The organism is Ralstonia psammae (genome assembly GCF_958405935.1).
Classification (GTDB): Bacteria; Pseudomonadota; Gammaproteobacteria; order Burkholderiales; family Burkholderiaceae; genus Ralstonia; species Ralstonia psammae.
In genome coordinates, this window is sequence record NZ_CATZBU010000003.1 from 148,030 (window position 1) to 170,505 (window position 22,476).

Annotated in this window: 14 protein-coding genes; 2 read left to right on the top strand and 12 right to left on the bottom strand. The window is 65.0% G+C overall.

The genetic code is table 11. The annotated features are described in order from the left end of the window. Positions 1 to 53: 53 nt before the first annotated feature. From R2N16_RS07445 to R2N16_RS07485, 9 genes are all read right to left on the bottom strand, one after another. The gene (locus tag R2N16_RS07445; protein ID WP_316664997.1) at positions 54 to 896 is read right to left on the bottom strand and encodes a hypothetical protein; all 843 of its coding nucleotides are present in this window, start codon (positions 894 to 896) and stop codon (positions 54 to 56) included. Then, positions 893 to 1,852, bottom strand: coding sequence for a YaiO family outer membrane beta-barrel protein (locus R2N16_RS07450; RefSeq protein WP_316664998.1), 960 nt, complete (start codon positions 1,850 to 1,852; stop codon positions 893 to 895). Before R2N16_RS07450 ends, R2N16_RS07445 begins: the two co-directional genes overlap by 4 nt. A gap of 90 nt (positions 1,853 to 1,942) precedes the next feature. Continuing rightward, on the bottom strand, positions 1,943 to 3,793 hold the full coding sequence (locus R2N16_RS07455) for a polysaccharide deacetylase family protein (RefSeq protein WP_316664999.1): 1,851 nt from the start codon (positions 3,791 to 3,793) through the stop codon (positions 1,943 to 1,945). Next, positions 3,790 to 4,776: a hypothetical protein gene (locus R2N16_RS07460; RefSeq protein ID WP_316665000.1), complete on the bottom strand. Its 987-nt coding sequence runs from the start codon at positions 4,774 to 4,776 to the stop codon at positions 3,790 to 3,792. Before R2N16_RS07460 ends, R2N16_RS07455 begins: the two co-directional genes overlap by 4 nt. A gap of 10 nt (positions 4,777 to 4,786) precedes the next feature. After that, entirely contained in the window at positions 4,787 to 5,830 is a 1,044-nt protein-coding gene (locus R2N16_RS07465) for a bactofilin family protein (RefSeq protein WP_316665001.1), read from the bottom strand. Then, entirely contained in the window at positions 5,827 to 7,152 is a 1,326-nt protein-coding gene (locus R2N16_RS07470) for a glycosyltransferase family 2 protein (RefSeq protein ID WP_428984099.1), read from the bottom strand. Before R2N16_RS07470 ends, R2N16_RS07465 begins: the two co-directional genes overlap by 4 nt. Positions 7,153 to 7,180: 28 nt before the next feature. Beyond that, the gene (gene wecB / locus R2N16_RS07475) at positions 7,181 to 8,338 is read right to left on the bottom strand and encodes a non-hydrolyzing UDP-N-acetylglucosamine 2-epimerase (protein ID WP_316665003.1); all 1,158 of its coding nucleotides are present in this window, start codon (positions 8,336 to 8,338) and stop codon (positions 7,181 to 7,183) included. 556 nt (positions 8,339 to 8,894) lie between these two features. Further along, on the bottom strand, positions 8,895 to 10,196 hold the full coding sequence (locus tag R2N16_RS07480) for an MFS transporter (RefSeq protein WP_316665004.1): 1,302 nt from the start codon (positions 10,194 to 10,196) through the stop codon (positions 8,895 to 8,897). Positions 10,197 to 10,327: 131 nt separating this feature from the next. Then, a complete protein-coding gene (locus tag R2N16_RS07485; protein WP_316665005.1) occupies positions 10,328 to 11,155 on the bottom strand; it encodes a putative hydro-lyase in 828 nt (275 codons plus the stop codon). A 204-nt stretch (positions 11,156 to 11,359) separates the two neighbouring features. Between R2N16_RS07485 and R2N16_RS07490 the strand changes: the two genes are divergently transcribed. Next, complete coding sequence (locus tag R2N16_RS07490) at positions 11,360 to 12,274, top strand: glutaminase (protein ID WP_316665006.1); 915 nt, start codon at positions 11,360 to 11,362, stop codon at positions 12,272 to 12,274. A gap of 28 nt (positions 12,275 to 12,302) precedes the next feature. On the opposite strand, the gene R2N16_RS07495 is transcribed toward R2N16_RS07490, so the two are convergent. Then, entirely contained in the window at positions 12,303 to 13,247 is a 945-nt protein-coding gene (locus tag R2N16_RS07495; protein ID WP_316665007.1) for a LysR family transcriptional regulator, read from the bottom strand. 311 nt (positions 13,248 to 13,558) lie between these two features. On the opposite strand from R2N16_RS07495, the gene R2N16_RS07500 reads away from it, so the two are divergent. After that, complete coding sequence (locus R2N16_RS07500) at positions 13,559 to 20,548, top strand: glutamate cyclase domain-containing protein (protein ID WP_316665008.1); 6,990 nt, start codon at positions 13,559 to 13,561, stop codon at positions 20,546 to 20,548. Between the two features lie 63 nt (positions 20,549 to 20,611). Here R2N16_RS07500 and R2N16_RS07505 read toward each other — a convergent pair whose 3' ends face one another. Then, a complete protein-coding gene (locus R2N16_RS07505; protein WP_316665009.1) occupies positions 20,612 to 21,679 on the bottom strand; it encodes an EscU/YscU/HrcU family type III secretion system export apparatus switch protein in 1,068 nt (355 codons plus the stop codon). Further along, the gene (sctT, locus tag R2N16_RS07510) at positions 21,676 to 22,476 is read right to left on the bottom strand and encodes a type III secretion system export apparatus subunit SctT (protein WP_316665010.1); all 801 of its coding nucleotides are present in this window, start codon (positions 22,474 to 22,476) and stop codon (positions 21,676 to 21,678) included. Before sctT ends, R2N16_RS07505 begins: the two co-directional genes overlap by 4 nt.

The following is a 22,476-nucleotide window of genomic DNA, read 5'->3' on the forward strand; positions in this document are numbered from 1 at the left end:
CTCTCTCTGGAAAGCGAGATCTGCGCGGCTTCGGCCGCGTTTTTTTTGTCAGTTCAGCGGGGGCTGTTGGCTCCGCGCGGGTTCCAGCTCATCGCCCACGCATAGAAGCCCACCAGCGTACCGAATTGCAGAAACACGGCCCACAGCAGAAAGATCTGCGGGTACCAGAGCATCGAGCCTTTGAGCAGCACCACGGATGCCAGCGTGTACTGAAACGGAATGAACACCGTCAGATACGCCATGCCCATGACCGACAGCACCAGCTTGCGGATCAGGCCAAAGTCCAGCACGTTGTAGATCAGCGCATAGAGCCACGGCGTGATCAGCACCACCACCACCGACGCCTGCGTGAGCGAGCCGATCGACCCGCCACCGTCGTATGGAAAGCTCGCGGGCCACATGAAGAAATAGAACTGGGCACTGGCCTGCACCACGCCGATAAAGCGCAGCCAGTACGCCAGAGGCAACGCACGGCCGCCGATGAAGCGGGTGCCGAACAGCAGCACCAGCGTGACGATCATCCCGACCAGCCATTGCACGGCAGTGGGCAACGCGGCGTCGCTGTGCGGATACGGAATGGCGCCAAAGCCCGGCACGAGCGCCTTGACGACCGCCACGCGAACCTGCCCCTCCAGCGCCACGCTCCAGAACCCGATGATGCGCTCCCACAGCCGGGCCACGGTCGGCCAGAGCGCGCAGTAGCCGGCGGTGAGCGCCAGCGGAATCCCGAGCACGTCGATCCAGCGCGAGAGCGGGAATGACAGGCGCCGCATCGCTCGGTGCATGACGATGCGATCGCCGCGATAGCCGATCGCGCGCTTGGGCTCATGCCCGCGCAATCTGCGCCTGGTGGGCAGATCGTCTGCCGGGCCTTCCTCAATCGGCTTGGCGTTCATCGGAAACTCCAGCGCAAGCCGATTTCACCGTAGGTGCGGTTGTAGAAGGGATTGTGGTAGTACTGCGCGCCGATGAGCAGCAGCAGATCACGCGACACCCGCTCGCGCCACTGGATCGCGTAGCTCATGCTGTTGTAGTCGGCACGCTCGGTGCCGGTGGTCAGGACCTGGTAGGCCTCGCGGGCATGTTCCACACGCAAGACGAGCGCGCGCTTTTCGTCGTTGCCGATCGTGGCGGCAATGTACTGGCTCGGGCCGAACACCTGGCCCGGATTGGCACGGTTGAAGCGCAGACCGCCTTCCAGCACCACCGATTGAAGGTACGCCAGCGAGCTGAGCACCAGCCCCTGGTCATTGCGCACGCTGTCCTGGCCCTGCGCGTAGTAAGTGCCGATGCCAAACACGAAGCGGCGGTCGGGGCCGAACTTGCGATAGCCAGCCACATCCACACGCCATTTCGAGAACAGCTCGCTGTTGCCCGTGCCCGCACCGACCAGGAAGTAGTAGTCCTCAGAGATATCGCGCGTGAGCGAGAGCGCGCCATATTGGCCCGCAAAGCCAAAGCGGCTCTGCCGATCCAGCTCGGCCTGCCAGATGCCGTACGAGGTGACCATCATGCCGCGCAAGGCCACTGCCGTGGCGCCGCCAAAGCCATCGCTCATATGGCCGGTGTCGAGCACGGCCTCGATGGCGGCGCGCTCGGGTGCATAGTGTTCCGGCACGGGCTGCGGCACGGTGGGCGCGTCGGCGCCAGGTGTGGGCACAGGCGTTGCGGCCAATGCAGTGGCGTCTGCCGGTGGCGTCGCGCCTTCCGCTGCAGCCGGTTGTGCCTCTTCCACCGGCTCGGTGGCGGCATCCCGTGCAGTGGCGGGCTCTGCGGTCTGTGCCCACACCGCTGGCGCTGTCATGCCGCAGATGGCAACCGCCACCATCCACGCGATTGGAGTTCGGTCCACGCTGATATTTCCCCGTCTGTTTTTGATGTGGGTGCCGGCCTGTTTTTTTTTGTTGCGTGGCAGCGGCCCTGTCTGCTCAATGTCTGGCGGTCAGCTGCCCGTCTTCAGCCTCGCTGCGATGGCGAGCTTGTTGCCCGCGCCCGCCACCACGCGCCAGTTGTTGCCTTCCCGGACCACACTGGCTTGACCCGCTTCCACGCGCGGCTCGGCATAACGATCCGCCGGGAACAGCCATGTCAGGTCGTTCAGTGTTTGCGCATTCTCTGCATTCACGCGCACGTCGCCGCGCTCCGATGTCGTCTGCCACACGGTCTTCTCGCGCCGCTCGGCAAATTCCGCCATTTGCGTGATGGTGTGCCAGCGGAAGCGCTTGCGTGCCGCTTCCGCGTCGGCGGCTTCCATCAGCGCGTCAATGGCGTGCAGGTAACGCACCGCACCGGGCGGGTGGAAGTAGATCAGGCGAATCTCGCCGGAATCCGTGGAGAACTTCACCAGCGACGTCAGCCATGCCGCAATCTCCGCTTCGGGAATGTGCGCCATGTCAGCTTCTTCAATGGTGGCGTACTGACCATACGTCTGCACCGGGAACGACCAGATATGCTCATCGCGCCGGCCATTGCGATACGTGCGTGTGGGCCCCTGGCCGATGTTGCCGGTGAAGTAGTAGCCCTTGACGTTGTGCTCATCAAGCCAGCGCGTCGCCCACTCGGGCTGGTTGCCGGTGGGCGCGGAATATTCGGTCTGCGGCTTGCCGGTCAGTGCCTCAATGGCGTCGGCATTCTTCTGCAGGTAGGTTTCCATGGTGGCCTGGTTCTCTTCCGTCACGTTCAGGCCGAACCAGTCGTGAATCCAGCCGCCGTGGCTGCCCACCTCGTGCCCTTGCTTCATCAGGCCATGCACGACTTCCGCAAACGCAGGGTTGTTGGCCAGGTTCACGCCAAGCCCATCGCCAAACTGGCGCTGGTCAGGGCCCGCGGTGATGTGGAAGCTGAACGGGCCGCGCTTGAAGACGCCGTTTTGAATCAGCTTGTCCGTTGCGTCAATGCAGATGCGCGCATCGCAGTGCCAGTTCAGCACCAGACCGCCCACACCCTGCGGCGCTGGCGACAGGCGCGGCTGCTCCAGTATGTGACCGGCAAAGTAGCTCAGGAAGCCGTGCATCAGCACGCCGTCGGTGCGCAGCTTCAGATACGTCAGCGGCAGATTGACAAACAAAACATGGCCGCTGCCCACGTTGCGCTCGCCCGCGATGATCGAGTTGTCTTCGGAGCGCAGCAGCACCTTGCCCGCGTAGTCGCCCTGCGTGTGCAGGGTCGGATACTGCAGCATGTCCTGCCCATAGCCCGACAGCACTGCGCGCCCTTGCGAAACAATCCAGCGCCCCGGGGGGATATGCAGATCGACCATCGCACCGGGCTGGCCATAGACGGTCGCCTGGCTCGCCATCTTGGCACCCAGCGTCGAATAGAAACCGTATGGCACCCCGGCCAGCGTCGACATGCGCGAGGCGCCTTCCTCGTAGAAGCCCTTTTCGTTGAGGATGCCCGCGTCGTACACCTGCATCAGTGCGCCACCATCGTGCACGAACTGGCTGATCTGGTTGACGAGTGCGGTGGTCATGGACCGGTGCACGGTATCGGGCAAGATCACGCCAGCAAACACACGCTCGCCATTCAACCCATGGCGCACAAAATCCGACGCCGACATGGTGCGCAGGCGCACGCCCTCTTCCAGCGCGGCGTCCTCCCAGGCCTGCACGTAAATGCGGTTGTCTTGCCCGAAGTTGTCGGGCACCACCAGCACGATGTCGTCGGTCTGCGGGCGGCCCGGGCCGGCGCTGAGGTTGCGTGCCAGCAGCAGCGCACAGGCAGCAAAGGCGATCAGGATCAGCAGACTGGCCAGGTGCTTGCGCCAGTTGATGCGTTTGGAAGGTGTACTCATTCGGAAGCAACCAGTGCATGCGAGAGCCCGATCAGCGCGCCCTCTTCCATCAAATTCCAGTGGCCGGCTGCGCGCCATTGCGGCGCGGCCTGCAACCACTTCTGTGCGGTGGGCGTATCGCCCAGCTTGTAGGCGGCCCAGGCGATCAGGCCCCACGGGAACGGGTCTGCCTTGCCCGACAGCCACGCGTGCCCGTAACGGAACTTCCATACGGCCCATTTGCGCTGGGCGGCAGGGCCGGTCTCAATGTCATGGACCCACGGATAGACCGGCGCAACCGCCGTCGGGTAGAAGCCATACGGCGTGGGTGGCAGGCTCACGCGTGCAGGCTCCAACGCGCCGTTCAACTGATAACCGTAGGCGCGGGCGAGGCCGTCCATCATCTGCTTGTTCGACGGCAGTGCGGCCAGCTCCAGCGTGTAGTGCAACGAGGCCTTCGGGTCGGCACGCAGGCGTTTGAGTGCTCCGGCCACTTCCACGTTGTCGGCAAAGTAGGCTTCCGGCCGGTCGGCAAACGCCTGGAATGTCATGCGTTTCGGGTCCCACAGCGTGGCCAGGTGCATCAACGAGAGGCTGCAGCTGGCGAGCAGTTGCGGCGGGCCATGCAGGATCTCGTTGACAAGCAGGCACCAGAACACGGCTTGCGAGTCGTCCGCATCGGCCTGGCCACATGCGGCCCAGCCGTCCGTGCCACTGCGGCAGATACGTGGGAACGTGCCATTGGCCTGTTGATACGGCAGCAGCCAATTGGCCAGCCCCACGGCCGGCACCTGCACGTCGGCACCCAGGCGGTGGGCGACCAGAAGCGCTTCGATGGCAACGTAAGGCTCCACGTAATCGCCTTGAGCGAATACGGTCATGGCCCCGTCGGGCGTGGTGAAGTCATCAAACATCGTGGCACCGTGCGCGGCGGCAGTCGACAGCGCAAGCCCTGCCAGCATGGCACCGCAGCGGCGAACACAAGCGCTCCAGAACGTGATCATGCGCGCCTCCTCACCCTTGCACACGAGCGAACTCGTGCGCGGTAATCACGCCATGCACGACACAGCCTGGCGAGACGAACAAGCGGTTGCAGACAAGCGTGGTCGGCGCATCCGGGCGGCCAATGCGACAGTTCGGTCCGAGGACGATGTCCTCAAAGCCGATCAGCGGGCCCAGCACCGCGCTGCCCGCACCGATCTCCAGATTCTTGCGCGCCGATAGCGTGCCGGCGATGCGCACGCCGTCACCCGTGCGCAGGTGCCCGTGCGTCTTGATACTGCCTTCGAGCACGATACCGCCCGCGACACGGCAGTCGCCGCGCACCACGTAGTCGCAATCGGTTGCCTCGTCGGCCGACAGCGTGGCATCGCCGTCGAGCACGCGGCGCCCGGTTGCGGGGTTCGGCAGGTTCACCGGCTGCGCAGCGCTGCGCACGTCGCCGAACATCACTTCACCGGCACCCGCACGTTCGAAGCGCGCCGGCACGGCCATCACGATGCGCTTCTCCGCCGTGACGCGGCCTTCGACACGCACGTTGGGCAGCAACCGCACGTTGCGGCCATGGACCCAGCGCTGCACCACCACGTTCTCGCCCAGCTCGATATCGCCTTCGGCCAGGCAGGCACGCAGGCGGGTATCGCGCTCGACCTCGACATCCTGCTCGACATACAAGTCGGCACGCACGCGGCTGCGCGGGCCAAGCCACGCGTTGCCCCGGAACACGACAATGTGGTTGACCTTGTCCAGCATGCGCGCCAGCCCTGACTGCTCGGCAGGCGGCCGACCGCGGGGGTCACGCGCCACGCTCAGTTCGGCGCTCACGGGCACCTGATAGGCGGCACCGGCGGCGCGCATGGCTTCAACATCCACGCCGTACTGCTCTTGCAGCCGGCGGCGGAAGCTGTTGGCGAAGAAGGTGAGATTGTTCGGCTGGTCACGCCGCATCGGCAGCGGCGCGGAATCGGTCGGACGCAGCCATTCCGACAGCGCCGGCAGGAACGGCAGCACCAGCAGGCCCGCAACCGAGCCGCTCAGCAGCAGCACGCTTCCGATCATGCGCCCTCCGTGCCGGTGCGCACGGGCACCTCGCCGGCCATGATGTTGACCACACCCGCGGCTTCCGTGCGGAAGCGCTCGGTCTTGTCCCACACCAGCTCGCGCTTTTTCACGGCATCCATCACCTGCGTGACGCCCGCGCGCGAGATCGTCATCATGCTCACCAGGAAGCCGAACAGGTTCAGCGGGAGCAAGCGGATGCGGTTGCGATGGCCATCCAGGTAGGTGGCCGCCGCGATCTCGAAGAAGGCCGCATTGGTGCCCAGCCCGCCGTAGCACAGCAACGCTGCGAGAAGAATCCAGCCCGAGACGATGGACTGCGCCGCTGCATAGAAGAGGATGACGGCCACCACCCAGCCGGCCAACTGCACCATCGGCATGACGAAGATCAACAGCAGCAATGCGCCGTCCAAGCGCTCGAGCCGGCTGATGCGATCGTTGGCGAGCAGCTTGCGGATGTTGTGCACCATCACCTGGTTGTGCCCACGAGACCAGCGGCTGATCTGCTTGAGCCGAACGGGCCAGACTTCGGGCACCTCTTCGTAGCACTCGGAGCGATTCTGGTAGACCGTCTTCCAGCCGTGCTGCAGCAGGCGGAACGTCACATCGGTGTCTTCGGCCAGCGTGTCGATGTTCCAGCCGCCAATGTCGTCCAGCGCGCGGCGGCGGATACCGCCCACGGTGCCGCCGTATTGCGGCACGAGGCCCAGGTTCATGCGGGCGGTCTGATCCACCTGGTAGCCACCGGAGCGCTCCAGATCGAGCAGGCGCGTGAGCAGGTTCGCACCGGCATTCACCGGCACCACACGGCCCATGATGGCGCCCACTTCGGGGTCAAAGAACGGCGCCACGAGTTGCTTGATCAGGCCGCGCGCCGGCAGGTAGTCGGCATCGAACACGATCATGATCTCGGCGTCGATCAACTGCGTGGCGTCGCGCAATGCAGCCGCCTTGCCGGGCCGGCCTTCGGTGCGGTGGAACAGCTGGAAGCGGCCCGGGTTGCGCGCCGCAATCTCGTCGATGATCTCGCGCGTGCGGTCTTTCGAACGGTCATTGACCGGCATGATGGTCAGCCTGTCGTGCGGGTAATCCACCAGCAGCAATGCGTTCAGGCAGTCGGCAATCACGCGCTCTTCGTTGTGCGCCGCCACGCAGACGACCACGCTGGGCCACACGCCTTGTTCAATGTCCAGATACGGCTGACGCTGACGGCCGAACAGCCGGTTCAGCGTGAACAGGTAGTGCCGCGCGGTGTAGACCACCAGCAGCGTGATGATGCAGAACGCAAGCACCAGCAGGATATCGATCGCAAGCGTGGACATGGTCGTCATAGCCTCTTTTGGGTTAGGCTCAGGCCGCTTCGCGTTTGTCCACGTCGCCGAGGAATTCCCGGACGAACCCGCCGCCCAGGGCGGACACGATGCGCTGCGAAGCCAGCCCATCGCCATATGGGTTGAGATGCTGCGAGAACGCGCGCCATGCGTCGTCGTTGTCGTACAGGTGGTTGACGGCGCCCACGATGCTGTCCACTTCCGTGCCGACCAGCCGGACGGTGCCGGCCTGCACGGCTTCCGGGCGCTCCGTCACGTTGCGCATGACGAGCACCGGCTTGCCAAGCGACGGCGCTTCTTCCTGCACACCCCCCGAGTCCGTCAGGATCACGTGGGCACGCTGCATCAGGCGCACGAAGCGGGCATAGTCCAGCGGTTCGATCAGGTGCACGTTCGGCAGGCCCGCCAGCGCGGTCTGCACGGGGCCGCGCACGTTCGGGTTCAGGTGGATCGGATAGACGACCTGGATGTCGTCGCGGCGCGCCAGCCTGGCCAGTGCCTCACAAATATTGGCGAAGCCCGTACCGAAGTTCTCGCGGCGGTGGCCGGTCACCAGCAGCACCTTGCGGTCGTCCGTCAGGAAGGGGAAATGCGCATCCAACCCGGCGCGGAAGGCAGCGTCCTTCACGATGCGTTGCGTCGTCTGCAGCAGCGCGTCGATCACGGTATTGCCCGTCACCAGGATGCGCCCACCCAGATTCTCGGCCTGCAGGTTGCGGCGCGATGAATCGGTCGGAGCAAACAGCAGATCGGCACACACGTCGATGGTGCGGCGGTTCATCTCTTCCGGCCACGGCTGGTGGAGGTCGCCCGTGCGCAGACCGGCTTCAACGTGGCCGATGGGAATACGGCGGTGGAACGCAGCCATTGCCGACATCATCGCGGTGGTCGTGTCGCCATGCACCAGGATGCGGTCGGGTCGCACCGTTTCCAGCACGTCGTCAAAGGCCGTGAGCAGGCGGGCGCTGAGTCCGTTCAGCGTCTGGTTCTGCGTCATCAACTCCAGGTCGTATTGCGGCACGATGTCGAACAGGTCTAGCACCTGCTGCAGCATCTGCTTGTGCTGCCCCGTCACGCACACGACGGACTCCATGGCCGACTGCTCGGCCAGCGCCTTGACAAGCGGCGCCATCTTGATCGCTTCGGGACGCGTGCCGAAGACGGAGAGAATTTTCATAGCCGGATAGAAGAAGCACGGCATACGCATCGCAGACGCGCATACAGCACACAGGACTGACGAAGGGAATCGGGTGACGCCACCTCCGTGCCTCCTTCTTGTTCTTGTAAGACCGTGGGGGCGGGGAAATCGGGTGTCGTGCAGGCCGCAATTTTCTCAATGAATGCGCCATTGCCGCCACCCCTCGTTTTTTTAAACAGAAAGGCTGACTAGGATTACCCCTTCTTTAGGGGTGACCGGAGATAAACCGGTGGAGGGGAAAAAAAGTGATGATGGAATGCGTGCGTTGCTGAAACTGCCCGCAGGGCGCGGAGCCGCACTGGTCATTGCGTTGCAGCCGATTGATTGCCTGAACGCGAATGATCGGCTGAAAAATTAGCGTTTCATGTCCGGTTTGTCTTGAAACCGAATCATGCGCAATTGCAACGCAATTGAAAACACAAAAACGCTAAATCATTCCCACCCATTCGAGGGGTATGCCGATTTATCGACTGGAAAAAAAGCGCGGCGCCTTCCAAACGCCGCGCGCTGTGCACTGTTGGGGGAAGCACAGGAGTTAAATCGATTCAAGTTCTCGGCCGCGCGTTTCGGGCAACGTGAGTGCCGCCACGATGAGCAGCCCATAGGCGCCCGCCGCGAAGATGCCGATGGCATGCCCCAGCGACGAATGCGCACTCACCTGCCCGATCATGAATGGGAAGCACGCACCGACCGCCCGGCCGACGTTGTAGCAAAAGCCCTGGCCCGAGCCGCGCACCGCCGTCGGGAACAGCTCTGTCAGGAACGCGCCCATGCCGGCAAAAATGCCCGAAGCAAAGAAGCCCAGCGGCAGGCCGAGCAGCAGCATCATGTTGTCGGTCACCTCCAGGTGCGTGTAGGCCAGCGCCACTACCATCGAGCCCACTGCAAACAGGATGAAGTTACGCTTGCGGCCCAGGCGGTCGGTCAGCACCGCGCTGGTCAGGTAGCCGATGTACGAGCCGATGATCACCACGGCCAGATAGCCGCCGGTGCCCAGCACGGTCAGATGGCGCTCGGTTTTCAGGAACGTCGGCAGCCACGTGGTGATGGCGTAGTAGCCGCCTTGCGCGCCAGTGGTCAGCACGGCGGCACGCAGCGTGGTGCTCAACAGCCGTGGAGAGAAAATCTCGAAGAAGCGCGTGCGCGCGGCGGCCTGGGACTTCGCTTCCTGAAACACCTCCGGCTCTTTCACCAGCCGGCGCAGGAAGAACACAAACACCGCCGGCACGATCCCCACGAGGAACAACGCGCGCCACGCGGTCTCGGGCGGCATCACGCTGAAGAACCACGCATACAGCAATGCCGATGCGCCCCACCCCAGCGCCCACCCGGCCTGCACCATGCCAACGGCCTTGCCACGATCCTGCGAGCGAATGGCTTCGCCGATCAGCACCGCGCCGGCCGTCCACTCGCCGCCAAAGCCGAAGCCCATCAGCGTGCGTGCGATCAGCAGTTGTTCGTAGTTCTGCGCGAGGCCGCACAGGAAGGTGAACACCGCAAACCAGAGGATGGTGATCTGCAACGCGCGCACGCGCCCAATGCGATCCGACAGGATGCCCGCCACCCAGCCGCCCGCCGCCGATGCCAGCAACGTGCACGTCCCGATCAGCCCCGCATCGGCCTTGGAAAGGCCCCACACACCGATCAACGTGGGGATGACGAAGCTCAGGATCTGCGTGTCCATCGCGTCGAGCGCGTAGCCGACCTTGCAGCTCCAGAACGTGCGCCGCTCCTGCGCGGAGATCTCTCGGTACCAGCGGAATAGCCCGCCGGATTTGGCTGCGACTGTTGCGTCCGTCCCGGCGGGCGCTCGCGCAACCGTTGCTTCGGTTGTCATGGTGTTTCCTCCTTTTTTACTGATGCTGTCTCGATGCGTCTATCGCTTATGGCTTGCTATAAGCCAGCGCCTCTGCGTGCGCCGGCAGGAACCCCAATACCCGTCCGTCTTTCGGTCTTGCGACTGCGTGTTCAGGTCAGCGCCGCGGTGCGCAGGTCAGTGATCAGCATGTGTCCCGGCGCATGCGTGATGCACAGCTCCGGCCGCGCCTGTTGCACCACCGCCTGGGGTGTCACGCCACAGGCCCAGAACACCGGCACTTCGCCCGGCTGCACCGGCACTGCATCACCCCAATCGGGCTGCGCGAGATCGGCAATGCCAATGGCCGCCGGATCGCCGAAATGCACCGGTGCCCCATGCGCACGCGGCATGCGCGAGGTGATTTCGATCGCGCGGATGGCGTCAGGCACCGACATGGGCCGCATCGACACCACCAGCTTGCCCGCCAGGCGCGACGTACCGACCGTCTCGACCGAGGTGCGATACATCGCCACGTTGCGCGACATGGCGATATGCCGCAGCGGCACGCCGGCTTCCATCAATGCATGCTCGAACGAGAACGAGCAGCCGATGGCAAAGGCGACCATGTCGTCGGTCCACAGCGCTTGCACGTCGGCCGGCTCGTCGGCAAGTTCACCGTTGCGGTACACGCGGTAGCGCGGCACGTCGCGGCGCACGTCCACCTCCTGGCCCAGACGGCGGAACACAGGCACGCCGGGTTCGGTCACGTCCAGCAGCGGACACGGTTTCGGGTTGAGCTGGCAGAAGCGCAGGAACTCATTGGCCCACGTATCTCGCAGCATCACGATGTTGGCCTGCACATAGCCATCGCACAGGCCGCTGGTATGGCCGCGTAGCACCCCCGAGCGCGCCGCCAGGCGGGCGGAGTACGGATTTGCGTAGGCCACGCGGGCACCCGTGCGGGCGTGTACGGGCACCGGCGCCGGTTGTTCCGGCATTCTTTTTGCCTGGGCTGTCTCCACTGCCGTAGTCATGCAAGCTCTTCCACAAGGTTGTTCGTGCGGCAAATTGTGAAAGCGTGATGAAACGCGGTCCAACGAAAGTTTCGGATTGCAGGCGATAGGAAAACATGATTGCCGAGGCGGGCCCAGCACCCGCGCGTGTAAAATCCGTCGCCCCACCGTTTTGCCCGCCTGGCCACCATGGACTACCAAGCGATCCTGGACACCATCCACCGCGACATTCAACCGTACCTCGGCCAGGGCCGGGTTGCCGATTACATCCCCGAGCTGGCCGGCGCCAATGCGGCGGATTTCGGCATGGCCATCGTCACGCTGGCCGGAGATGTCTACCGCGTGGGCAAGGCCGACGTGCCGTTTTCGATCCAGAGCGTCTCGAAGCTGTTTGCCTGCACGCTGGCCTTCCAGCTCGAAGGCGAAACGCTCTGGCAGCGCGTCGGCCGCGAGCCCTCGGGCAATGCGTTCAACTCGCTGGTGCAACTCGAGTACGAGAACGGCGTCCCGCGCAACCCATTCATCAACGCGGGGGCGCTGGTCGTCACCGACGTGCTGTGCCGCCGTTTCGTGCAGGCCGAAACCGCCCTGGTGCAGTTCATGCGGCGGCTAGTGGGCAATCCGCGCATCGACTACGCCCGGCGTGTGGCAGAGTCCGAGCTGGCGCATGCCGACCGCAACCGCGCGATGGCGCATTTCATGAAGAGCTTCGGCAACCTGCACATGCCGGTGGAAACCGTCATTGACGCGTACTGCCGGCAATGCGCCATCGAGATGGACTGCACCGAGCTTGCCCGCGCGGTGCTGTTTCTCGCCAACGGCGGCGTCGTGCCCTGGAGCGGCGAGCGCATCGTCGATACCAGTCCGGCCAAGCGCCTCTCTGCACTGATGCTGACCTGCGGCACCTACGACGCGGCGGGCGACTTCGTCTTTCGCGTTGGCCTGCCTGCCAAGAGCGGCGTGGGTGGTGGCATCGTTGCCGTGCTGCCGGGCGAATTTGGCGTATGCGTGTGGTCTCCGGGGCTCGACGTCACCGGCAACTCGCTGGCCGGGCTGCAGGCGCTGGAATGGCTGACGACGTTGTCCGGCCGTTCGATCTTCTAACGCTGTCGCCACGGCGCGCTGACGTGGCTTAGGCGGCTTCTGTGTTGCGCTCGACTTCTTCGGCAATGGCGTAGCGCGGGCCAACCGAGAGGCAGAATTCCCGCGCCATCGTGCGCGCCAGGCCGACGATGGCCTCGTGCACCTCCAGCCCCGCCCCCGCGCGCCACGACGCGATGATTGGCAACGTGGGCAACGCCGGCTCCACTTCCAGCACCGTCAACGCACCACTCTCAATGCGGTCGCGCACCAGCACGGTTGGCAACGCACCCACGCCAAAACCATCGCCCACCAGGCGCGTCATGGCGGCCACCGAGTTGACGCAGTTCACGCGTGGCGACTCCACCCCGCTCAGGTGCAGCAGGTTCAGCATGTCCTGATGCGGCCGCGAGTTGCGCACGAAGGTGATGAGCCGTTCGCGCGCAAGTTCACCCAGACTGGCATACGGGTGCGCCAGCCGCGAGTTGGTGGCCACCACCCAGTGGATCGGATACTGCGCGAGTTGCACGTTGCGCACACTCTCGGCACGCAGCAGATCGGTCTGGAAAGCAATGTCCAGCGCGCCCTTCTGCAAGTGCTCGACAAGGTGCATGGCGCTGTCGGCCACAAGTTCGATTTCCAGCGCAGGAAACATCTCCGCCGTGCGCGCGACAAGCGGCGAAAGCCACGTATGGATGACGCTGTCCATCGCCCCCACCCGCACGCGCCCTTCGAAGCCCGGGCGCTGCGCCACCGCGGCTTGCAATTGGTGCAGCGTGCTCACCATGCGGTCGGCATACTCGAGCACCTTGTGGCCATCCGGCGTGAGTTGCACGCCACGTGTATCGCGGTCAAACAGGCGCACGCCCAGTTCTTCTTCCAACGCTGCAATCCGCGCGGAAATGGAGGCCTGCGTGGTGAACAGCTTGTCTGCAGTGAGACGAAAACTGCGCAGCCGCGCCACCCAGACAAAGGTTTCCAGAAAACGTAGGTTCATGCCTACCCCTCGTGTTGTTGTATGTGGCTCGCTTGCGCCGTTACCGCTGCGCCATCGGCCCATGCACCGCGCCTAGATTACGGATTTTCGTGCTGGGGCGCACGCTCCTGCACGCCTGCCCGGCAGTTTTTACCAACGCCCCGCCAAAACCGCCACGGGACTTCGTAGTTTCTACAACGCGGGCGCCTCCACACCAGCGCTGCCCTACGTAATTCGCCAATAGCTGCGCCGGCAACCGGCATCCAGAATGCCCCTATCACCCGAGTGCTTTCAATCAGGCCCACCCCACATGGGCGCAGCCGGAGAACGCCATGCCCGCCATCGACGAGATCAACGGCCGCATCGTCTACTACCGTCCGCCGCCCCCTGCGCCGCCTCCGCCCACCCCCGCGCAAAAACAAGCTGCCGCCGACGCCAAGGCCAAGACCGACGCTGCCGTCCAGACGGCCAACACGGCGGTCAACAAGTACATACAGAACGGCGACGACTCCACAGCCGCGCAGGCCACGCTCGACAAACCGCTCTCGGACGTCATCGGCTCGGTGCAGAACGAGTTGCGCCGGCAGGCCGACGAAGCGCCCGCCGGCGGCGAAAAGAAAGCCATCGAAGATGCAGCCGCCGCCATCAAGAAGCGTGACCCCGATGCCAAATGGCTCGACAAGATCGTCGACGACGCAAAAGACGCGGTGGAAAAGCAAGACCCGAGCCAGCGCACCGCATCGGAAGCGCGCGACGGCGTGCTCGACGCGCAGGACACGTTGCAGGACGCGCAGAACATCAAGGTCACCAACCGCACGATCGCCGAAGACAAGCAGGATTCGATCAACACCGCGCAGGCCAACCTGGACAAGGCCATCCAGGACTTCAAGACCGCCATTGGTGGCGAACTTTCCACCTACGAACATTTCGGCTCGGGCGACAACCTGAAGGCCGCCAACGACGCGGCCGACGCGCTGGCCAAGCCCCACCCTGACTGGGACGACGGCAGCCTCGCATTTGCCAGGAACATCGCCACGGCCGATGCGATCCAGTACCAGGTCAACCACATCAACCCGAACGACCCGACGCTCTCGGCACAGGACAAGGCGCTTGCCACAAACGACCCGGTGCAGTTTGCGTGCGTGCAGCTTGCGCGCCCTCACGCCAACGACGAGAACGCCGAGCAGATCTACGAGCAGATCGGCGCGGCCAGCTACGACGTGCGCGTGACGTACACCAAGGACCAGGTCGCCGCCAAGATGCAGGCCGGCGATGCCCAGGGCGCGCTGAAGATCCTGTCCACCAACATGAACGACGTGTCGGTCACCAGTGCCGACCCCGACGCGCGCGACCATCTTTACCAGATGGCCGGCGCCCCGTTCTTCAACGCGCACAGCGACTACTTCAACAAGCAGATCAGCGACCTCACGCAGGTTTACAAATACGATCCGGAAGACCCCGATAGCGCCAAGAAGATGGCCGACAGCACCGTCAAGTACGACGCCGTCGGCAAATGGATGAAGGATCTCGCCAAGGTGGCGCCGCCCGAGGTGGCGAGCAACCTGTTGACCACCGTTGAAGACCGCTTCAACGACAACGGCCACTGGTTCCAGAGCAACTCGGGCGATTCATCGGGCCTCATGCCGAACGGCTCCGACTTCTACGGCGGCCTGAGCCTGACCGCTGCCGTGGCCGATGCGCCGCGCTTCTCCAGCGATCAGTCCAGCACCGACCACGCGCAGCAGGTTGCCAACTGGCTGACCACCAACGCTGACGCAAAATCGTTCCTCTACAGCATGCAGACCTCCGGCTCCGGGGGCAGCATGCCGTCGTGGGTGCCGGTGCAGAACGCCGTGGGCGATGGCAACGGCGCCACCGTCACCAACGCGCTGATCCAGCAGCACGGCAAGGACTTGCCCAACGCCGACATGCTGCAACGCGCCTTCGACCGCGGCAACGAGAAGGTCCAGCAAAAGCAGGCAGAGGCCGACTACAAGACCTTCCAGTCGGACCAGAATGCGGGGCTGAAGACCATCTTCGGGCAGATGTCCAAGGCCACCTTCGGCAAAGACACGCCGCTTTACAACGACAAGGCGGTGCCATTCACCGGCCCCGATGCCGGCACGCAGCTCAAGAACTACATCGGCGGCGCGCTGATGATCGAGGCCGACAACGCCGGCGCGCAGAGTAGCGGCACGACCGGCACCGCGTGGTTCACCAGCGGCAACAGCACCAAGGTCATCGACGAGGTCGATCAGGCGATCCACAAGGCGGGCGGGGACAACCCGACCGTAAAGGCCATCCCTATCACCTACGTGGACAAGAGTGCGGGCGTGATGCCGACGGCGTTGTTCGAAGTGGCCGACAAGAATGGAGGCAAGCCTCACTACATTGACGATCGCGGCTGGGACTACAGCAGCCTCGATGATTATCGCCACAACAACGCGCTGTCCGACGGGGGCACGGTCTACCTACCGAAAAACCTTGCCGGCACGGTGGCGCTCGACAGCAATGGCGTTCCCGACGTCGACCACTTCAGCGCGCATATCACCACCACGGGGCAGCAAATCAGGCACGTCGTCGACATCGTAGCCGGTGTTGCCACGGTGGTGGGCGGCGTGATCCTGTCGGTCGGCACGTTTGGCGGCGCATCGATTGTGGGCGGCGCCATGGTGGCGGTGGGCACAGGCTGGATCGTTGGCGAATCGGTCGACCACCTCAACACGCTGGCAGACCACGGCCGCTCATGGTCGCCCCTCAACCCGGAAGCGACGAACGACTGGCTGGCCATCGTCACCTCCGCTGCGGGCGAGTACAGCCTTGCCGGCAAGGGCTTGGTCGCGGTGTCGGACGTGGCCAATGCATCGAGGCTCTTCAAGATCACCCGCACGGCGTCGGACCTGGTGGCCGGCGGCGGCGGCATGATCATGACCGGCGCGCAGGTCAAGGACTTGTTGATGTACGGCGACCGGATGTCGGGCGAGCAGAAGGCCGAATCCATCATGTTCCTGGGCCTTGGCCTCGGGCAGGTGGGCGCAACGCGCATGCTCGAACGTGTTGGGCTGTCTCAAGGCACCGAACGCGTCGGCCTGCTCAATGCACTCAAGAACAACGCCGACCGCTACAAGCCCACCGAGATGGCGCCCGAGCCCACCACGGTGGCCGCCAATGATCCAGCCACTGCCGGCCGGCCTACAGCCGATCCGACCACCGAGCCGCTGATCACGCAAGCCGGCGGCAAGACCACCGAGCCCGGCGGCACCACCCCCGGCAGCGAAGGCAAGGACGGCACAACGGGCAAGCCGGGCTCCGACCCGATCGACCCGATCGACCCGGCCACACGCAAGCCCAAGACCGCCGGCGATCCGGCCACTGAACCCGGCAGAACGGGCACACCGGGCGACGAAGGCACCCCGACCAACACCGGGCCCGCGCGCCCCTCCCGGCCGCTGCCGGGCGCCTTGGATGACCTCGCCAACCCGGAAGTCACGCTCACGAGCTTTACCGACACACAAAAGGCGCTGGACGCCGGCACGCAGAACGCGCTCTCGCAGCATGCCGACCTGCTGCTCGATGCCGAGAACTACCGCACCGACGGCACCACCAACGGCCGCCACCCGCGCGGCATCGGCGTGCGTCGACTGGCCGCCAAGCTTGCCGCAATGAGCGACGAGCAGCGGCAGCGCATCCTCAGCAAAGCCGAGTTCGCTCACGACACCGCCAACATCAAAGACCCGGTACGCATAAGCTGGCGCCAACGCATGCAGCTCTATCGCGGCAAGTCGTCGGTATTCGGCCGCACGGCCGACCGCATCATGTCGCCCGTGGACCGCATCCAGGCCATGTTCATTGATCGCGGCATCCGCAACTTCTTCGTCAAGGGCGGCACGGAAGACGCCGCTGCCGCGTTGATGGGCAAGCGCATCCTGATGGTGACCGGCTTTACGGTGGGACGCGATCCGACAACGGGCCGCCTGCTGCCGGAAACCGATGGCCCCGTCGGCACCGGCGAGAAAGCCGCCACGCTCGCACGGGCCGGCTACGACATCACCGTCGCCACCGATTCGGCCAACATGCCTGTGCTCAAGTCGGTGCTCGACACCTACCCGGGCGGCCACCTCGTCAAGCTCGAACTGTTCGATGCCAAGCGCGGCCAGCCCGCACGCGATGCGGCAAACGAATTGCTCGACCGCGTGCAGCCCGAAGCCGTGGTGGCCATTGAGCTGCCGGCGCGCAATGCCGACGGGGATTACCTCAACATGCGCGGCATCTCCATCGCCGACGTCAACGCGCCGAAAGACCAGATCGTGCTGGAGGCCAACAAGCGCAAGGGCATCATCACGGTGGGCGTGGGCGACGGCGGCAATGAAGCCGGCATGGGCAGCCTGCGCAGCAAGATTCCGCCCGTCACACTGGCTGACGGCAGCACGGTCGATTTCGCATCGACGGTGCCGGTGGACTTTCCTGTCACGGCGTGGAACTCCAACTTTGGCGCGCAGGCCATCCTGGCCAACATGCTGCGCAACATGGGCCGCCTGGACCTCATGCCCAAGCCCGAGCAACTGCATGCGGCCATCAAGGCCTCGGTGGATGCCGGTGCAGTGGACGGTGTGAGCCGCAAGGGCGAAGCCAGCGTCGACGGCTTCGCCTCGAAGGTGCACCAGGGCATGCTCGTGCTGCTGCGCGACGCCATGAACCACATGCCCGACGGCAAGACCTTTGACGAAGCCACGCCCAACGAGCCCTTCACCGTTGCCGCATTCGACTCCAGCAACGGCGGGCTGATCGCGGCCCCCGGCAAGACGCTAGACGGGATCACTCCGCCGAACCCGCGCATGGAGCCCACGCCCATCAGCAACGCCGTGATGGCAATGTTCACCCCGGACATGGCACGCATTGAAAACCCGAAGGGCGTCGACACCGCCGCCGCCGCGCTGCAAGACAGCCACCGCATCCTGGTGCTGGCCGGCGCGCGCAACGCTCATGGCGCCGTGGACACCGACGGCATTGCAGGCGCCGCCGTGTTCGGTCACGACATGCAGGCATCGGGCAAGCAGGTCGTCTACGTGGTGCCGCACGAAGCGGTACCCGCACTCGATGCCGCCCTGCAAGCACGCGGAGCGGCCGTCAACGACTACAGCATCGTCCCGTTCGATGCGGCACCCGGCGAGCAGGCACACGCCACCGCGCAAGACCTCATCAATAGGGAATCCCCCGACACCATCGTCTCCATCAACGTGCATGGCCGCAACGCCGATGGCCGGTACATCGACCAGAACGGCAACGATGTCACCGACCAGACCGTGCCGCTCGATGAAGTGGCCGCAACCGGCTGGAAGACCGACGGCGTGACCACCATCGGTGTAGGCTCGCGCGGGCACGAAGCCGGCATGGGCAACACGCGCCGCACGGCCCGGCAGGTGACGCTGCCCGACGGCACCGTGGTCGACCCGCGCTCCGTGGTGCCGGCCGACCACTACGTAAGCGCTTCGAACTCCAACTGGGGCGCGCACGGCCTTGCTGCATCCGCATTGAAGGCCGCCGGCCGCACGGATCTGCTCAGCACGCACCAGCAGCACATGGACGCGCTGGAGGCCAGCGTCAACGCCGGGGCCGTTGACGGCGTCACAGGCCGCGCCGAAGCAACGGTGGGCGGACACGACAGCAACACCTACCAGACCGTCGTGCAGATGATCAACCTGGCAGCCGGCAAGAAGCCCGATGTGCCGCCCCCCTCGGCCGCGAGCGCAATGGGGCCGATGGGGTCGATGGGTCCGACAGGTCCGGAAGGCCCCCCGCCCGACAACTCCGCGCCCGGCACGCAACCCACTGGCAGCAAGACCACGGAACCCACCGCCACCGCCATCAAGACCAGCAAAGCGGGCGATGACGGCAACGGCACCCCGCCTACCGAGCCGGATCTCGCTCCCAACGCCGGCGAACCCAAGCGCAAGCCGTGGATCCGGTGGATCTTCGCGGGCTCGGTCACGGGGGCATTCTCCACGGCTGCGAGTTCCGCCACGCTCACCGGAAGTGCCGCGACGCACGCAGTATTCGATCCGTCCGTCACGAGCCCGCTGTCGTTCATCTATCGGGGCAGCATCGCGGCGCTGCGTGCCAACAAGGCACGTGCTGTCTCTGACCAGATCGGCAAGTTGGGCACCGAAAATTCGGACTCGGCACTGGCTTGGCTCAAGACCAACATGGCCGACCACGGCCGCCGCTGGGGCGTAACCAAGGGCGACCGGCAAACCATCGCCGACGCGGTCGCGCACTTCCAGGACAACCCCGATGCGCTGGCCGCAGCGCTGTCCAAAGTTGACGACCCCAAGGCCAAGGACGACCCCGATGTGCAGGCGCTACTGGCGCTCAAGGGGGCGCCGGGCAAGCTGCTGTCGCCCAAGAGCCCCGTGGGGCGCGCGAACGACACCCTGCAACTGCTCACGCTCGCGCTCAACAACGGCAACACGGCGTATTGGTTTGCCACGCACGGCGCTCACCTGAACACACCGTCGTTCTGGAGCAACGCGCTGTTCCTGAGTGCCAACCTCGCGCTGTCGAGCCGCAACTTTGCCGGCCGCCTGGGCGCAACGTTCAACGACAAGGCGACCAACACGAGCCCATGGCTGAACCGCGCGCAGGCGTTCACGATGTCGTTGTACACGGTCGGCTCGGTGCCGCTGGCGATGAACGACGCGCTCATGCATACCAATAGTCCGGCCATGGGCGCCACCAAAGCAGCACTCGACCTGGCATTCGGTGCCGGCGCACTGCGCATTGCCGGCGACCTGATGCCCAAGGTCGGTCAGCACCTGCCGAGCAACGCCATGCTGCCCGGCGGCGTGATCCTGGGTGTGGCGGCGGTCACGCGCTTCGGCATCGAGCTGTTCGTGCCCAACCAGGCGGCCAAACCGGCGGTCGCGCAACTGCAGGCCAACGGTAACGTCAATGGCAACGGGCAGGACCAGGACAACCAGCCCATTGCGATGATCCCGCTGCCCGACATGCAAGGCGTCAGCGGTGATGTGCTGCGCGCCAACGCCCCGCACGCGCGGCCATCCATCGGCACGGCCACCTCGCCGCAGTACGCGATCGTTGGCCCCGGTGACACGCTCTGGCAACTGAGCGCGGCCGATGCCGCCAAGCTGCTTGGCACAACGGGCCCGGCATCCAATGCGCGTACCGGCGCTGCGTTCGACAAACTGCCACCGATGAACAGCCAGTTCGACTGGGCCGCGCTGGATGGCAACCCGTATACGCAAGGCGCAACCGGGCAGGACCCGGATCTCGTCGTCCCGGGTGACATCGTGCGGATCGGATAAAGACGGCAGCGGGCAAGATGCGGCGTGGGCAGCAGTCAGGCGCCCGTCGTTTGCATTGCGCCTTCAGGAGGTGGACGACACGTACGGATTGCCCACCGCATCCGCGCCTTCGGCCCAGCGCAGCAGCGCCGCCACATCGCGGAACAGCGTGCGGTCAATCGTGGTATCCATCGGCACGGTGTCGTGCAGGCGCTCCGCCAGGCCCGCGTTGGCCGCGGTCGGCACCAGGTGGTATTCGGCCATCTGCCGCATGCGCTGGACAGACTCGCCGCTGCCCTTGGCGATCACCATCGGCAACGTACCATCGCCGGGGTAGTACAGGGCCACCGCATGCCGCGCACTGAACACGATGGCGGTGGCAATCCGCATGCGATCTTCCAGCGCGCTGTATTGCACTTCGAGTGCAAGCTGCCGGCGCCGCCCCACGATGTGCGGATCGCCCTGCAGTTCGCGGTGCTCACGGCGCAGTTCTTCGGTGGACATGCGGTTCTTCTTGAAGAATTCGAAGCGCACGTGCCAGTAGTCCAGCGCGGCCATCAGCACATACACCACCGCCGCCCAGCCGAACAGCACAAGAATCAGATGCGAGACCACGGCCAGAATGGCCGCCGGCCGACCATAGCCCGCCTGCAGCGGCAACGCCAACGACCCGCGAATCACCACGAACAGCGTCAGCGCCAGGCACGCCACCTTGAACAGCATGATGGCCAGGCCGACCAGGTTACGCACGGAAAACATGCGCTGGATGCCCTCCCCCGGATTGAGCCGCGACATCTGTGGCGCCAGGCGTTTGGGTGCGAACATGCCGCCCACCTGGGCAAACGCACCCAGCACCGCCAGCACGGTCACCAGCACCAGTACGGCTGCGCTCAACAAGATCCACTCCGCACCTGCCGCTACCAATGCCTGCCGCACCGCCGCAGCGGGGTCGCGCGCCTGCGCCACGGCGGTCACGTTCTGTATCAACAGGCCGCGCAAGCGTTCGAGCAACCACGGCCCGCCTTGCCACAACAGCACGAGCATCCCGATAAAGACCAGCGCGCTCGTCACGTCTGTGCTGCGAACGACTTCGCCTTCGCGCCGCGCGTCTTCCAGGCGGCGCTGCGTGGGCTTGTGCTGTTTCTCGCTCATGAGCCGGAGCCGTGAAGCAACGCGCGCAACAGCCAGACCATCTCGCCATTGCCAGCCAGGAACGTGCGCAACGATTCAAAAACAAAGCCGAGGAACAGCACCATCATCAGCACGGCCAGCAGGCTTTTCACCGGCTGCGCGAACAGGAACACGTTCAACTGCGGCACCGAACGGTTGATCAGCCCGATGCCCAGCTCCGCCACCACCAGCACGATGATCACGGGTGCGGCCAGCTTGAGCGTCCAGCCGAGCACGCTATCGGCCTCGTGCACGGCAAACTGTTCCAGCGCCACCGACGCGCTGGGCAACATACGCTCGATCGGCCAGAGCTTGTACGACTCGAAAAACGCCCCAAGCATCACGTGCAGGCCGCCGCCCGTGACGAACAACGTGACGGCCATGAAGCCCAGAAAGCTGGCGGTGGGCCCGCTCTCATGCCCGGCCACCGGGTCGAAGAAAGACGCATTGCCCGAGCCGGTCTGAAAGTCGATCAGGTGGCCGATGTTTTCGATGGCCCACAGCAGCGCGCCAAACGCCATGCCCAGCAGCACGCCGATCAGCGCCTCCTTGAGCGCCAGCACCATCCACAGCCCGCCGCCCTGCACGTTCATCGCTGCGCCCGCCATGGATGGCGCCACGAACACCGCCAGGATGGCGATGAACCCGCTGCGCACCATGCCCGTCACCACCCGTCCGCTGAACACGGGCACGATGAACATGATGGGCAGCAGACGCGGCAGCACCAGCAGCGCCTGCCGGAACAGGCCTTCCATGGAGTGCGGATCGAACCCTTGCAT